The 13,873-nt window shown below is 54.4% G+C and carries 10 protein-coding genes and 2 pseudogenes; 6 read left to right on the top strand and 6 right to left on the bottom strand.

All coding sequences use genetic code 11. The annotated features are described in order from the left end of the window. The 6 genes and pseudogenes from M6F29_RS09915 to M6F29_RS09890 all read left to right on the top strand — a co-directional run. Positions 1-204, top strand: a pseudogene (locus M6F29_RS09915) (integrase); the annotation flags it as partial. Between the two features lie 109 nt (positions 205-313). Then, positions 314-1,045 carry a hypothetical protein gene (locus M6F29_RS09910; protein WP_298159230.1) on the top strand — a complete coding sequence of 244 codons (732 nt, stop codon included), beginning with the start codon at positions 314-316 and terminating at the stop codon, positions 1,043-1,045. A 296-nt stretch (positions 1,046-1,341) separates the two neighbouring features. Further along, on the top strand, positions 1,342-2,247 hold the full coding sequence (locus M6F29_RS09905; RefSeq protein WP_298159227.1) for a hypothetical protein: 906 nt from the start codon (positions 1,342-1,344) through the stop codon (positions 2,245-2,247). 644 nt (positions 2,248-2,891) lie between these two features. Further along, positions 2,892-3,296, top strand: a complete 405-nt coding sequence (locus M6F29_RS09900; RefSeq protein ID WP_298159223.1) for a hypothetical protein — start codon at positions 2,892-2,894, stop codon at positions 3,294-3,296. Positions 3,297-3,679: 383 nt separating this feature from the next. Next, positions 3,680-3,946 (top strand): hypothetical protein, encoded by a 267-nt coding sequence (locus M6F29_RS09895; RefSeq protein ID WP_298159221.1) that lies wholly within the window; start codon positions 3,680-3,682, stop codon positions 3,944-3,946. 11 nt (positions 3,947-3,957) lie between these two features. Next, positions 3,958-4,086, top strand: coding sequence for a hypothetical protein (locus tag M6F29_RS09890; RefSeq protein WP_298159218.1), 129 nt, complete (start codon positions 3,958-3,960; stop codon positions 4,084-4,086). Positions 4,087-4,525: 439 nt separating this feature from the next. Here the strand turns inward: M6F29_RS09890 and M6F29_RS09885 are convergent, their stop codons facing one another. From M6F29_RS09885 to M6F29_RS09860, 6 genes and pseudogenes are all read right to left on the bottom strand, one after another. Then, positions 4,526-5,608 carry an HNH endonuclease gene (locus M6F29_RS09885; protein ID WP_298159216.1) on the bottom strand — a complete coding sequence of 361 codons (1,083 nt, stop codon included), beginning with the start codon at positions 5,606-5,608 and terminating at the stop codon, positions 4,526-4,528. Next, positions 5,608-7,398 carry a restriction system-associated AAA family ATPase gene (locus M6F29_RS09880; RefSeq protein WP_298159213.1) on the bottom strand — a complete coding sequence of 597 codons (1,791 nt, stop codon included), beginning with the start codon at positions 7,396-7,398 and terminating at the stop codon, positions 5,608-5,610. The genes M6F29_RS09885 and M6F29_RS09880 overlap by 1 nt, the downstream gene beginning before the upstream one ends. Then, positions 7,395-8,927 (bottom strand): restriction endonuclease subunit S, encoded by a 1,533-nt coding sequence (locus M6F29_RS09875; RefSeq protein ID WP_298159210.1) that lies wholly within the window; start codon positions 8,925-8,927, stop codon positions 7,395-7,397. Before M6F29_RS09875 ends, M6F29_RS09880 begins: the two co-directional genes overlap by 4 nt. Further along, positions 8,924-10,582 carry a type I restriction-modification system subunit M gene (locus tag M6F29_RS09870; protein WP_298159206.1) on the bottom strand — a complete coding sequence of 553 codons (1,659 nt, stop codon included), beginning with the start codon at positions 10,580-10,582 and terminating at the stop codon, positions 8,924-8,926. The genes M6F29_RS09875 and M6F29_RS09870 overlap by 4 nt, the downstream gene beginning before the upstream one ends. Before the next feature lie 15 nt (positions 10,583-10,597). Continuing rightward, positions 10,598-13,405, bottom strand: coding sequence for a type I restriction endonuclease subunit R (locus M6F29_RS09865; protein ID WP_298159203.1), 2,808 nt, complete (start codon positions 13,403-13,405; stop codon positions 10,598-10,600). Between the two features lie 171 nt (positions 13,406-13,576). Further along, positions 13,577-13,873 (bottom strand): annotated as a pseudogene (locus M6F29_RS09860) (ATP-binding protein); the annotation flags it as partial.

The raw sequence follows: 13,873 nt of genomic DNA, 5'->3' as shown, positions 1-13,873 counted from the left end.
GATTGGTGTTCAGAGCAGACCGCTTACCCAAGAGAGGTGGCAGAAATGGCGCTGGCGCACACCATCGCCAACAAGGTGGAGGCCGCATATCGTCGCGGTGATCTGTTCGAGAAACGTCGGCACCTGATGCAGGAATGGGCGCGATATTGCCAAGCACCAGCGCCAGAAGGGGCGGTGATTCCGATTCGAGGGAAGCAAGCATGAGTGCGCACCGGTATTCGCGTGATGGTCACGTTAAATGCCCCCAGTGCTCGGCAGGGTGGCGCGTAGAATGTATTCGTGATTGCCAACTTGACCGGGTCCAGTCAATCTAATGTCCGGTAAAACGCCCAAAAAACTGACGCTGGAACAGGCTTTAGCCGTCATCAAGACCTCGCTTGCCCGGTGGGGTGATCTGGTGTTGGTTCAGGTCATAAACCAGCCGGAAGGCTTTTTCCCCAATAGTGAAATGCGATCAACCCTAATCCCCATCGTCCTTGTGGATGGTGGGTTTGATCCGAATTTTCCACCAAAGACTGCTGAGTGGGTGCGCGCCCTTTATCGTGCGGGGGGGTGGGTGGAATCGCTCGTTCACTTTACGGATCAGGAACTGGCGCTGTTTTTCCACTACCAAGGAGGGGTATTCAAGCCTGGCTCATGGGCTGGTCATGTAGGCGATCCTGGAGAATTTGAGGACGATTGCCGTGATGCTGCGACCCACGAGCCCACCCTGACCGCAGAGGTTGTTCGGACGATCAAGGGGACTGCTTTACGCCAGCACCAAAAGTACAAATTCCATGCAGATATTGGCGCGAAGTTCGTCAAAGGTCGAAAACCGGGGACTGGAAGCCCCATCCGAAAAAGCGTTGAACGACTCTTGAAAAAATGTCCAAAGATGAGTAATTTTGATCTATGGGAAGCCGTCAAAAAAACCCCGCCTAAAGGTTTTGCGGTAAAAGAAAACCACGTAGGCAAGTATATCGAAGGGCCGCCCAAGTATCTGAATATGAATTGGGAACGTTTTTGCAACATTGCGGCAGAAACGCGAAACAAGTTCAAAAAGTAGGGGTTTCACGGGTTAGCGAATCCGTGAAAGTGATTTGTTAGGCTTGTCTCCAATGCCTCACTTCGGGGCTATTTGGAGAAAATCATGGCACAACGCGTATCCCCATCGGTTGAAAATTTTACGGCATTGCCGACTGACGCCTTCCTCGGAATCCCTGCAATTGCTCAAGTCTTGGGAAAATCGCCTTGCACAATCCACCGGAGATTCAAAAACGGGACCCTGCCTTCGCCTGTAGTGGTTTTGGGGCGTCGCGGGTTGTCGGTAGGGACGGTACGGAAAATCCTGGCAGGTGAAGTATGAACGCCCCCACCAGAGGCCGGGGAAAGTCAAAAGCCAGTCTTGCGATAATCGAGGCCGCGCACGAAATACTGACCGAAATTCAACCCGCCAGCACACGGGCTGTCTGCTACAAATTATTTGTGGGCGGCATCATCAGTTCCATGTCACGCGCCAACACGGCCAAAGTGGGGATGCAGTTGGTCTATGCGCGGGAAAATGGACTGATCCCCTGGGCATGGATCGTGGACGAAACAAGGGAGGCTGAACGAGTTTCAATGTGGGATGACCCCGAGGGGGTTATCAGAACAGCGATGAGTTGCTATCGGAAAAATATCTGGGCGGACCAAGATAACTGGGTCGAAGTCTGGAGCGAAAAAGGAACCTTGCGCGGCACGCTTGCACCTGTCCTGAGCGAATACGGGGTGACCTTCCGAGTGATGCACGGGTACGGTTCCGCGACTGCCTTGCACGGCATTGCAGAAGAAACGTCGGGGAATGATAAGCCTTTGACTGTCCTTTACTGCGGCGACTTCGACCCCTCGGGGATGCACATGTCGGAAATCGACCTGCCCGGACGCATTGGCCGGTACGGTGGGGATGCTGAAATTATACGGGTTGCTCTGGATGCCGACGATATTGCGACTGGCACAACACTCCCGTCATTCGACCTCGACACGAAGAAACAAGATCCACGGCACCAGTGGTTTGCCGAACGATATGGGGGCAAATGTTGGGAGGTGGATGCCCTGAGTCCAGTAATTTTGCGCAGTCGCGTGGAGGCCCACATCAGGAGTTTTATCAACCTAGACGCGTGGGAGCACGCCTTGAGGATCGAGGCCGTGGAAAAAGATTCCATGATTGATGTTTTGACCGCGTGGCGGAGTATTTCCCATCCTGACAAGAAATACTCCCCGGAGGCTTAAATGAGTACCCGTAAAAAGCCACCACGCGAAACGGGTCCCGGGGGGTACTGTGCGCTCCCGTATTGCGTATTGGACGGGAACGCATACCGTTGGTTGTCGCATCCGGCGAGGGCGCTCTTGATCGAGGTCCTGCGTCAGCACAACGGCAGCAACAACGGAAAGATGCAACTGGCATCCGGGTATCTGAAGGCGCGAGGATGGACCAGCGTAGACGTTGTTCAACGAGCAAAAGCCGAGTTGCTTGAAAGTGGTTTGGCGATCAAAACCAAACTTGGCGGACTAAACGCGGGTCCTGACCTGTGGGCTTTGACGTGGCTACCAATCACGAACTATGTCGGGTTGACGGAGGTCACCAGCGCAACATACCAACCTGGAAAATGGCGCATATCCGATCCAATGCCGACCTTTGAAAAACGCGTTGCGCCTTCCGTCTCGCGGAACAGTGCCGTTCCGTCTCCCGGAATAGCGAAGTCATCCACTGTTCCGTCTAACGGAACGAAAACGGGCATTTTTGAAGAATCCACTGTTCCGTCTAACGGAAACAATGCATTTATGCCAGTACCCAGTATCAAGAGGCGAGTTGTCGGGAAGTCTCGCCCGCGCTCTGAACCTCAACCGGGACCTGCCTCGACCGGACCAAATCCATGACGACCAGTCACGAACCCGACCCCTCATCGGACGATCAGATCGGTAAAGTCATCGCCTTGCTTGGGATGGGGGCCGGCAGAAGCGAAATCCTCGACGAATTGCATCTGCCCCGGTTTCAACTGGATCGGTTGCGGAAGAAAGCCTTGGCAGTTGGTCGTGAATTCGTTTTACCTGACGGAAGAAAATCCGGTTCGTCGGATTCCACCACCAAACCCATGGTAGAGATCGAACGTGCGGACCGCACAATACCGCGCACACCTGACCCCACCACGAACGCGCGCATGGGTTTTGGAAAGTTGGCAGGCCACGGATGCGGTGGCGCTGGAGGACATCGTCATGGTTCCGTGAGTGACCCCTTCCAATTCTGTCACGGTGACGATATTATGATTATGTCACTGTGACGAAATAGGGGGAGGGAATGGAAAACGACACGAAACGACCTGGCAGACCTGCCAAGAGTGGGGAGCCGATGGCAGGACGGACCCGGACCATGCTTTATCGCCACCGGAAACAGGCTGAGATAACGGCCAGCATCGGGAATGAGTCGAGCGCATCTACCGCCACCCTTCTGGAACGGTTGAAGCGTGATTTGTCTGTTCTGGACCATGACCCGAGCGCATCGCGTGAAATTACATCGAAGGTGATCCACGAATTCTGCCGCCGGTACGGAATCACTCATGAGTTTCTGCCACCCAAAAAACCATGTGTGGGGGAGGCTGGCGCGTGAATATGACCGGAGTTTTTGCCGGTTTTCAAAATCAATGAACTTTTTTCGGAGGCAATCATGGCGAGACGGTGGACCCAGGAGCAAAAGGACCGGCAATCTGCCTTGATTCGCTCATGGAAGCCTTGGACACGCTCCACAGGACCACGGACTACCCAAGGTAAGGCGCAATCCTCAAAGAACCGCCAGAAGACTCTGGAGAAGGCACAGCGGGAAGTGGCCGATGCCCGGAAAGCCTTGACCGAGGCACAGGCACGGCTTGGGAAACTTGGGGCTAAACCGCGGGTCGACCTGATGACTGCCGTTGCGTTGACCACGGACTTTTGAGGAGAACAACCTTGATCGATATTGACTTGCCTGAATTGGATGATCCTCTTTCGGATGAGGAACTGGAGTTTTTGCTTACCTTCAAGGTTGAGTTCGACCCGGACGAATTTGGGAACGACCCTCTGCCACCAGTGCCATAAAACGATTTTTGTCACTGTGACGGAAAATCCCCAAGGGATGAAGAATTGTCGTGACAGTCACGAAACCATCCTTGAAACCGCATCATTCCGAAGCAATCAAGCACTTTGATTTATGATGGGTGAGATGATGGGCGGCTGAAAAAACCGCCTTGGAAGGCCCGTGTTTATTGATGTGATGGTGGTGCTGTGGCGACACCACGAAACCATGTACGGCGGTCATGGTAGTGAACCATAGTAAATGCGCCTGTTTTCAGATGGTTAAAAAATATGCAACATCAAATTCATCAGCCACCACGGTACTGGTTTGAATCGCCAGTTCGATCCCGTATTTTACAACCAAACTCCTGACCGAATGGTGTGGGAAAAGTGCGCCAAAATTCCATCCTGCGGATGTCCTGCATGGGGATGGATCTGGTCTACCTGTCTCAGGAGACAATCCTCAAAAAACGCCAATCTGCTGGCAGGCTTCCAGAAACGCTTTCTTGAGAAAGTTGCATTCAGCGTAAGGCTGGCTTTGTGTTTGCCGCGCCAACGTCTTCAGAAAATCGGTTGGTTGCCTGCCATCTTCCTGCCATTCATCCAGTACTTGCGTCAGCCAGTACTGGCCGTCGTTTTCCCTGCAGAACTTGGCTTTGTAGCGTTCTTCAATACCGTATACGTCCTTCCAGGTATCGATTTTTTCTTCGAGTGTGGCGGGGCCGAATAGCAGATTGATGTTCGCTGGCTTCAAGTTCGCAATATCGTGATGTTGCAAGGTCACTTGCAGTTCGATGGCATAGGGAACTGCTGTGTAGGGATAAAAGACTGCGCGGCGCTGAGCTGCACCGGCTGGGTCTTTCGATGTATAGGCTGGATTTTTGCTGGTCTTGTAGCTACTATTGCATTGGTGACAGGCTGGGACCAGGTTCTTGAAGTTGACGGAATTAAATGGATAGAGCGCCTTGGGCAAGTAGTGGTCGTAGGCATCGCGTTTGCTTTGATACTCGCCAAGCAGGTCGTTGATACCGCAGAACGGACATTTTCCTGATTTGTTTATCTGCACAAAGGTCTTATAGTGATCGTCGATGTCGCCGATTTTTTCTTTCAGCGTGACCAAACCGAGCAGTGACTGGGAATATAGTCCTTTGAAAAACGACGCTAGTTGATCGGAAAGGTCCGAGTGGGTCGCGGCGATGTCGGCATAGCGGGCAAGTTCTACAGTCGGGGTGTTGGCACACACCTTTTCGATATCATTATTGCCCTGGTACCACTGTTTGAACTGGTCGATTTCGTTCACCAACAGTGGCGCGAAAAGTTCGTAGATTGCCTTCACGTCGTTGTAAAATGTCTTCCCGCGTTCTGCCGCTTGAGAGGAAAAACCAAACTCTGACATGACAGCCTTGAGGTCAGGATTACCCTCGAATAGGTCGGGGTGAAAGACAAGGCCGATTGGCGCCTTGCACCACACCTCATGAAAGATGAAGTCGATGAACGCCTGCATCTTGTCCATCTGGTGCGGCACGTAGGTGTACGGAAACAGCATCAGCCCTGCGCCTCCTCATCACCCTGCTGATCGCTGTCGAGGATGGCCTTGATCAGCAGCACTTTTTCCACCGAGTCGCCGAGTTGCTGGTAGATTTCCGTAATTAACGCTTCTTTGTTTTCGTCGCCTTTCTCAAAGCGCTCGCGCAGCGACTCCAGCAGTGCCTGGGCACGGCCGCCGATGGTTTCGCGCTTGCCGAAGGTGTTCATGGTGATCTTGTTGATCGAAGCGCCCAGCGTGTTGTAGTCCGGCTGACTGATGCTGACCGCGCCGCTGGCTTTGTCCTTGGCGAACACAAGTATCTTGTCCGGCTTGCTGTCCGAAATCAGAAACGGCGTGTGGGTGGTGATCAGCATTTCCTGCCCGACACCGCCATTGCCCGGCAGGCACTGGCGCAGGCGGGTAATGAAGTTGGCGCGCCAGTCCGGGTTGAAGTGCGTTTCGGGCTCGTCCAGAAGGAACAGACTGTTGGTCTCTCGAAACAACAGGCACAAACCCAGGCTGTGTAGCAACTGGTGCTCGCCGTCCGACAGCTCTTTCAGCATCATCGGCTGGGTCACACCCTGCTTAGAAAAGCGCACGAACTTGAAGCGCATGATGCGCTGGTCAGAAGCCAGCGTCGGCACCGTTTCGCTGGCGTAATGGCTGGTGGAGCGATACAGATCACCCTTGAGCGCATCGCTCACGGCATACAGATTGAGTGTCAGCAAGACTTGAAAAGCCTGGAACAGCGCCAGCGGCGAACCATCGAAGTTCTTACGGAATGCCTCCTTGGTTGCGTCATTCACCCAATAATCGAGTACCAGTGTGTCAGTGGCTTCATCCTCGTAATGTAATGTGGCGCAGCGCTTGAGGGCGCTCACCACCAGCGATGATTTCTCATCCCCCTCCAGCAGGTGCATCAGGTTCAGGCGGTAACGGGTGCTGCCAGCGTCATCTGTTTCTTTGCGCAAGGCGAGGTTGCTTTTGACGATGTCATCAAGCGATTGGCGCTGGTTCTGGTCTTCGCTGGCGAAGGCGGCCAGTTGCTCCAGTGCAATGGGAATGCTGCGCCGGATGATGATGCGGAACTCCCGCAGCGCCTCGATTCCGACATCCTCGCGGAAAGGCTGGAGCGTGGCCTCGTCCTGAAACAGCAGGTTGCACAGCAAGATCGCCTGGCTGAAGCTGTTGTCCAAATAGGCCAGCCGCGTTTCCGGGTGACCGGGATAGCTCAACTGCCGGGTCAATGCGTTCCAGTATTCGTCGAACTGCACAAAGCGCAACTTGAAAAAGGGCAGACTGAGGATTTCATTCTCGCCAGACGAGTAGCCCAGCACATACTGGGGCAGCAGGATATCGGCGTGGCCACCCTTGAAAACTTCATAGACATCAGTGTCGAAGTCGCTCTGGTTTTCCCACAAAAAGTTCACCGATTCGTCGGGGTTTTTCCAAACACCCACCCTGGCCCAAATCGGGCCATCGGGGCGGAGGTATTCCGGTGGCAACCGGATCAGGTAATCCAGTTCAAACGCAACTGGCGAAAAATCCCGATCAGCGTTTTGCAATACCTCGGGCAGAAAACTGCTGCGCACACGCAAGATTTCCAACTGAAAGAAGATCGCCGCAAGCGCTTCGAGCAGATTGGATTTACCGCTGCCGTTGGGGCCTGCACAAACGAAAGGCGCAAAGCCTTCAGGCTTGGCCAACTCATCCTGCAAGGTCCAGTCGCTACGGAAGTGATGCTCAAAACCACAGGGCAGGCTGCGAAAGCCTGCCGGGTCGGTGATCTTGAGGCGGAGCAGTTTCATGCCTGCACGGCCTTGAGTTGGATGCAGTTACTCGCTTCATCAAACGTCTGTGTCAGCGTGCCGGCGGCCAATGCCTCAAACACCCAGGTCTTGATGTGCTCGTAGTCGTTGGCGCCCAGTTCGAAATCGTTGTCCAGATGTAGTTCGGTTAGCCGGGTTTGCGCCACCGCCATGAAGTGCTGCACCGAAAATGGGGTGCTGCCCAACTGGTCGCGATAGGCCTTCAGCCACTGCAAGATCAATACCTCGCGGGCCTCAGCACTCTCAAGCGCATCAAGCAAGTTGTCGGTGTCGGGCAAGTTGATGGCCACGCCTTGTTCGGCATGAGTGTTTAAGGGTTCTGCTGCCACGGTTTTCTCTTCCTCAGGTTGTATGCCCGGCATGGGAACGCGCGACAGATCCAGCTCGCCCCTGAATGCCTGCTGGCTCAGTGCGCCGTAGAGACTTTCTAGATCAGTGAGACTTTTCAGGTGGCGGGCTTTGATGCCGTGAACAATTCTCACTATTTCCGTAAATTTGATCTGAAGGTCTTTCGGCGGTCGAATCATGGGAATTTTGTTGCAGATTGTCTTATTCATGTAAGGAAGTGTCGTTTGCGACGCGTTCTGATACATGTATTTTTTTTGGAACGACAAGGAGTACATAAAGAACTCCTCGCTCATGGTCTCTGATACTTGGAAGGCATGAAGTTGTTGGTTGACCACCATGTCTGTGGTGCAGATACTGACTACTCCCAAGTCGCCCACGCATGTGAGTAGCACGCTTGATTTCGGAACAACTCTCGCACAAACTTCTTTAATTTCATCATCTGACAAACCGATTCCGTCACGGGATTTCGCCGTGTATCCGAGTTGCTGCAAGTCACCGGTTGTCACCCAAGGAGTTTTACCGCTAAAAGACTTCGGCTTATCTCGCCCCGGAACAATGCAGTCTGCATAGTCAATTGCGGTCTTACTCTCCCAACACTTCTTATTCTGTACCGGGTCGCCAAACATCTCCAGAAACACGCTCTTGAGCAGGTCATCGAGTTGTTTCAGGTGTTGTTTGCGCTGGGCAATCAGCCCTTCCACTTTTCCGAGCAGAGTGGCAATGCGGATTTGGTCATTAACGGGCGGCAGCGGAATTTTCAGTTTCTCGATGCCGCCATTGGTTATTGCCGGTTGAATGGCGCCAGAGCAGTATTTTTCTTTTTGCCGCTCAAAATAATCTGTGCTCAAATAAGCCGCCAAGTAGGCCGGATCGCAATCCTCTACTGGTCGTAAGACAGCAAAACCTGTTGAGACGATGGTATCTGCAAGTTCTTGTGTAACTTGCAGTACCTTTTTCGTGCCCTTCATCCTGGCGAATAGCACATCTCCTTCTCGCACAGTGATATCTGCCCGTGATGGTTTATCTTTGAAAGTAACCTCCGCGAAACTGAGCGAGTCATCCTGCAAGTCACCAGTACTCAGGTACTGCCTGATACCGTCAAATGGCCTTACTCGTGTCCCCGAGAAAGGCGCGGCCTTGAGAAGTGGTTCGAACCTCATCCAACCATCCCCTTTAACGCCAGCAACTCGCGCACGATGCCGCTTTGCACCTTGGCAAGTTCCGTCTCGTCCACATCACCCACTTCGGCTTGAATCAGCCGATCCAGAATCACGCCCGGCGCATCGTAGTGCACTTCTTCGAACACATCCGTTTTATAGCGCGAAAGCGAAAGGTCATAGCCCTCGACTTCAATTTCAGGGCGGGGCACGACAAAGCACTTCGCCGTGCGGTCGGTATCGGTGACTGGGTTGCGGGCATGGTATTTGGAAATGATGTCCTGCAGGTCGCCATACCCTTCTTGCTTGCTGCGCTTGTCATCCAGCGAATAACCATCGGCGGCCATCTCGTAGAACCAGACGTGTTCGGTGGCTGGCTGGGTGATTTTGTCTTTCGGCCCCCACACTTTGGTGAATAGCAGGATGGCGGTGCTGACCCCTGCATAGGGTTTGAACACGCCGCTGGGCAGGGTGATCACGGCTTTGAGATCGCAGCGCTCCACCAGCATCTGGCGCAGGGTTTTGAACGCGCCGCCGGAGCCGAACAGCACGCCCTGCGGCACGATCACGCAGGCAGTGCCGCCTTTCTTGAGCAAGCGGTAGATGTTCTCGACAAACAACAACTCGGTTTTGGTGGTGCCCAGTTGCAGGTTTTCGTTGATGTCGCCCTTGTCGATGCTGCCGGTGAAGGGCGGGTTGGCCATCACGATGTCGTATTCGGCTTCCTCGGTGTAGCTCTTGCTGAGGGTGTCCTTGTAGTCGATGTGCGGCTCGTCGATGCCATGCATCATCAGGTTCATCAGCCCTAGGCGTACCATGGTGGCGTCGATGTCGTAACCCCGCAGCGAACTGGCCAGTGTGTCCTGGGCTTTTTCGGTGAGAGCGGCGGCAACCGAGGTGCGCACAAAGCCGTCTTCGTCGGGGGCGAGGTCTTTGGTGCCTGCTTTGATGGCGAGTTGGGTGACGATGTACTGGTAGGCCCCGAGCAAGAAGCCGCCGGAACCGCAGGCCGGGTCGGCGATTTTATGGACCAGTTGCGGCCGCACCAGATCGGCCATCAATTTGATGATGTGGCGCGGGGTACGGAACTGGCCGTTCTTGCCGGCGGTGGCAATCTCGGACAGCAGCATTTCATAGACATCGCCCTGGATGTCCTGGAAGGCCTGGCCGTTTTCCCGCGAGTCGCGCTCCATCACTTCGAAGATTTCGTCGATGGTCTTCACCGCCTCCACCAGCAGGGCTGGCTTGGGGATGATAAAGACCGCGTTTTTCATGTGGTGAGTGAAGTTGGATTCAGCACCGTTCAGGTCTTTGAGGAATGGGAACACCTTGCCCTGCACGTGCTGCAGCATCTCTTCGGCCTGCATGCGCTTGAATTCGCTCCAGCGCAGGGTGCGCTTGTCGATAGCGAATTTTTCGGGCTCCTGCCGACTGCGGTATTCGAGCGGAATCCAGTTGCCTTCGAACTTGGAGGCGTAGTGCTCGCCCGTCCATTCGGCATCGGCCTGCCGTTTCTGGTCCAACTCGTCGAGCCGCTTCATGAACAGCAAATAGGTGATCTGCTCGATGGCGGTGAGCGGGTTGCTAATGCCGCCGCTCCAGAATTTGTTCCAGAGCTGGTCGATCTTGCTTTTGAGTTCGGGGTTGTTCTGTAGCATGGAGTGCCCTGTTTTTTAGGCAGCCAACCGTTCGGTCAGCTGCAGGATTTCGTTAATTTCGGCCGGACTGAACACGCCACGGATGCCCTGCGGGTGGATAACCGTAAAGGGAGCATTGATCAGGTCTTTCTTCTCCACTTTTTCGCGTTCGCGCCCGATGATGAAGTTCTTCAACAGGTTTAGGAACTCCATCTGGCGGCTGGACAAGGTGGTGTGGGTTCGGATGAACTGATCAAACGCGGCGCTGACTTCATCCGGGAAACTCTTCAGTACTTCAATGCCAAGGATGTGCCGAATGAACTGGATGAAGCGCGCCTTGCGGTTTTTGTAGACTTGGCGCAACAGGCCTTCGGTGATGTGCGGGTGCTCTTCGTGCAGCAGTTCGGCCAGTTCGTTGGCCTCAATCACGCTGACTACCTCGCCGTTCTTGATTTTCTGCAGCACTGGGTTGTACTCGGTTAACTCAGCAATCAGGTTTTCGACCATTTCGCGGTAGCGGGTGATGCTCACGGCTTCGTGTTGCGGCCCGAATTCCACCCATTCCTTTTTGTACAACTCATCAGCCAGATCCAGATGCGTTTGCTCCTGGCCGGTGCTTTGTTCGCGGAATTTCATCAGCGGGCCGAGTTTGGCGACCAGTTCGTCGAAGGCATCTTCATTATTGGCCTTGGCCCAGTAGTGGCTGGTTTGCGCAGCGCGGATCAGTGCCTCTTCCGGCTTCACGAAACTGACTGAGAGCGGCAGTTCGCTGATTTGTTCGACGATGCCTGCCCTGAGGATTTCGGATTGTTCCTTGTCTTCGTTCAGCATGGCCAGCGAGTATTCGAGCAGGTCGCATTCGAAACGCATGGCCTTGAAGTCGGCATCAGAGACGGTGCGGAACAGCGGTTTGATCTCGGCGCGCAAGAACTCCAGCCGGTCGTGAGTTAGGCTGATCCAGAAGTTTTCTTCTTCCAGGCGCGTCAGAGCGGCGGCGGCTTCCTTGATTACCACCGATTCTTTGGGCAGTGCGGCGATCTGCAGGCGGAACTTGGCGATTTCCCGCGCGGCGATGTCGGCATGGCCGATGTCGTTGGCTTTTTCAATCTTGTCGAGCCGTAGGCCCACCAGCCGCACCGGCAGTGGCAACTGGGGTTTGAGTTCCTTTCCCTTGTGGTTGAACTTGAAGTATTCGAAGTTGTCCCAGCAGTCGAGTATCAGGAACCCATCTTTCTTGAGGCACCAGGGCTTGGGCTTGCTGGTTTCCAGCAAACGCGTGCCACGTCCGACCATCTGCCAGAACTTGGTGTAGGAATAGACCGGTTTGGCGAAGACGAGGTTGACGATCTCGCGCACGTCGATACCGGTATCGAGCATGTCCACACTGATGGCAATGCGCGGCATGTCGTTGTTGGTAAATTGGTCGAGCAGGCCGCCTTTGCCGTATACCCGGGGATCGTCCGACACCAGCACCTTGGCCAGTTCACCGTGGTACTGCGGGTAGAGTTTGTCGAAAATTTCTTCCATGCGCCGGGCGTGTGCCTTGGTGGCGCAGAAGAAAATGGTTTTGCCCGGTAGCACGCCGTTGGCGTCCTTGATGGCTTCCTCCATGAACTCGCGAACGATTAGGGTGTTGGTGCCCTTGTTGATCACCTGCTTTTCGAGTTGCGAGCCTTCGAAGTTGATTTCTTCTACCTCTTTGCCTTGCAGGATCAACCTTTTCTGGTCTTCCAGTGAAATGGTGCGCTTGCTGATGCCCTCCATCTGGAACTTGGTCTGGATCTTCATCACCTGAAAATTACTCAGGTAAGGCGGCACGTTGTTCACGGCCTCTTCAAAGGTGTAGGCAAAGGTGGGCAGGCCGTCTTCACAATGGAAAAGCCGAAAGGTGTTGTGATCAATGATGTCGGTCGGCGTGGCCGTCAAACCGAGAGTGAGGGTCTTGAAATAGTCGAGCACTTCGCCGAAGGTGTTGTAGATGGAGCGGTGGCTCTCATCGACGACGATGAAATCGAAGAAGTGCGGGGACAGGTGCTGCGCCTCATCCCGAATGATGTTGAGCATCGTGGGATAGGTGGCAACATAAATGCGGCGGTCTTTGGCAATGAGTTTTTCGCCCACATTAGGCCAGCGTGGTTCGTTGGGCATGTGTTCCTTGAAGGCGGCCAGCGCCTGCTCACGTAAGGCGATACGGTCGACCAGGAACAACATCTTTTCTGCGTGGCCCGCGCGCATCAGCGCATCGACCATGGCAATGCAAGTGCGGGTCTTGCCGGTGCCTGTGGCCATGACCAACAGGAAATCTCGCTTTTTTTGCTCGATGCCTTCGAGCACCGAGCGGATGGCCCGGATCTGGTAATCGCGACCGGCGATTGAGGTGTTGATGAACTCCTGCGTCAGTGGCTTACGGTTGCGACGGATGTAGGCGAAACGCTCCAGATCGTCCCGCATGGGAAAGCCGATGACCTTGCGTGGCGGGGCGTTTTCCAGATCCCAGAAATAGGTTTCGTGACCATTAGTGTAGAAGCAGAACGGCAACTCACTACCTAACTGCTTCTGTATGTTGTAACAGTACTGCTTGGCCTGCTCGCGGCCTATGGCGGCATCCCGGCTGGATTTTTTGGCCTCGATCACTGCCAAGGGTTTGCGGTCTTTGCCCAGCAGAACGTAGTCGCTGAACTGGTGGCCTTCGTACGGGGTACGCGGCTCCGTCACGCCCGATGGCAACCCTGTGAGAATATCGAATTCCTCGACGACCTGTGTGGGATCTTTGACGTTCCAGCCTGACTGGGCGAGTTGCTGGTCAATCAACTCTGACCGTGTTTGTGCCTCAGATTTGGTCATGAGTTACCGTTCTCCCAGTCGGCTGTGCGGTGCGTGTGGTTTGCTCTATCGTCCATTTTTGGTCGCCTTTGGTCGATAGAACCATTTGATTCATTGGGCCTACGCCGGCGTATCGCTCATTTCTTATCGCCCGGTTATCGTCGATAGAAGGTAGGTTGTCCGATAGTTTGTTCATGATGTCGCCCAGTACCGCCGCCAGCGGTTATTGCCTTCAAAGCGCACAGCGCTGCGCTCAATCAACTCTTCCAGTGCGCGTTTGACTTGCTTGGGGTGAATCTCGCCACCGATGCGCTGGCGGATATCACTGATGGCGGATTCAGGGTAGCGCTGTAGGTCTTCGAGTACCAGCGCGGCCAAGCGATGCGGCTCAATACGCTTGAGAGTGGTTTCGCCCGTGAAGTTGAGATTGCGCAGCAGGCCGGGGGCAACAAAGTAGCGTGTGGCCTGGGTGCGCCCGGCACTCTGCAC

Origin of the sequence: Ferrovum sp., assembly GCF_027317285.1 — a bacterium.
GTDB lineage: Bacteria > Pseudomonadota > Gammaproteobacteria > Burkholderiales > Ferrovaceae > Ferrovum.
This window is presented reverse-complemented; position numbering and strand designations above follow the sequence as displayed.

Coding starts and splice junctions, on each gene's coding strand:
- M6F29_RS09870 (WP_298159206.1), bottom strand. CDS start 10,582: ATGCTACAGAACAACCCCGAACTCAAAAGCAAGATCGACCAGCTCTGG.
- M6F29_RS09905 (WP_298159227.1), top strand. CDS start 1,342: ATGAACGCCCCCACCAGAGGCCGGGGAAAGTCAAAAGCCAGTCTTGCG.
- M6F29_RS09895 (WP_298159221.1), top strand. CDS start 3,680: ATGGCGAGACGGTGGACCCAGGAGCAAAAGGACCGGCAATCTGCCTTG.
- M6F29_RS09910 (WP_298159230.1), top strand. CDS start 314: ATGTCCGGTAAAACGCCCAAAAAACTGACGCTGGAACAGGCTTTAGCC.
- M6F29_RS09885 (WP_298159216.1), bottom strand. CDS start 5,608: ATGCTGTTTCCGTACACCTACGTGCCGCACCAGATGGACAAGATGCAG.
- M6F29_RS09900 (WP_298159223.1), top strand. CDS start 2,892: ATGACGACCAGTCACGAACCCGACCCCTCATCGGACGATCAGATCGGT.
- M6F29_RS09865 (WP_298159203.1), bottom strand. CDS start 13,405: ATGACCAAATCTGAGGCACAAACACGGTCAGAGTTGATTGACCAGCAA.
- M6F29_RS09875 (WP_298159210.1), bottom strand. CDS start 8,927: ATGAGGTTCGAACCACTTCTCAAGGCCGCGCCTTTCTCGGGGACACGA.
- M6F29_RS09880 (WP_298159213.1), bottom strand. CDS start 7,398: ATGAAACTGCTCCGCCTCAAGATCACCGACCCGGCAGGCTTTCGCAGC.